1 protein-coding gene is annotated in these 512 nt (G+C 65.4%); it reads right to left on the bottom strand.

Annotation, left to right across the window (positions count from 1 at the left end; genetic code table 11):
* A partial coding sequence (locus LPA41_RS40880; protein WP_229076875.1) for a polyketide synthase occupies positions 1-512 on the bottom strand: 512 nt, incomplete at both ends.

The following is a 512-nucleotide window of genomic DNA, read 5'->3' as shown; positions in this document are numbered from 1 at the left end:
CAAACCCCGCCCACCCACAAACTCACCCAACCGCCGAGCCTGCTCACCCAACGCACCCACCGAACGCCCCGACAACACCCACGGCACCACCGGAACATCCGAAAACACCACAGGCCCCGAACCCACCCCCGGAACCACCTCAGAAACCGGCGCCTCCTCCAAAATCACATGCGCATTCGTGCCACTCATGCCGAAGGAGGAAACCGCAGCGCGACGGGGACGGCCGGCTCGCGGCCAGTCCGTGGGTTCCGTCAGCAGCTCGACCGATCCTGATTCCCAATCGACACGTGTGGAGGGTTGTTCGGCATGCAGCGTCCGCGGGAGCACCCCGTGCTGCATGGCGAGGACCATCTTGATGATGCCGGCCACGCCGGCGGCTGATTGCGTGTGGCCGATGTTCGACTTGATGGAGCCGAGATAGAGCGGTGTCTCACGGTCCTGGCCGTACGTCGCCAGCAACGCCTGCGCCTCGATCGGATCACCCAACCGGGTACCCGTACCGTGCGCCTCCA

This window comes from Actinoplanes sp. DH11 (genome assembly GCF_020873875.1).
In the GTDB taxonomy this organism is placed as follows: Bacteria; Actinomycetota; Actinomycetes; order Mycobacteriales; family Micromonosporaceae; genus Actinoplanes.
Note: the sequence above shows the minus strand (reverse complement) of the source record. Positions and strands in the feature narration are given on the sequence as shown.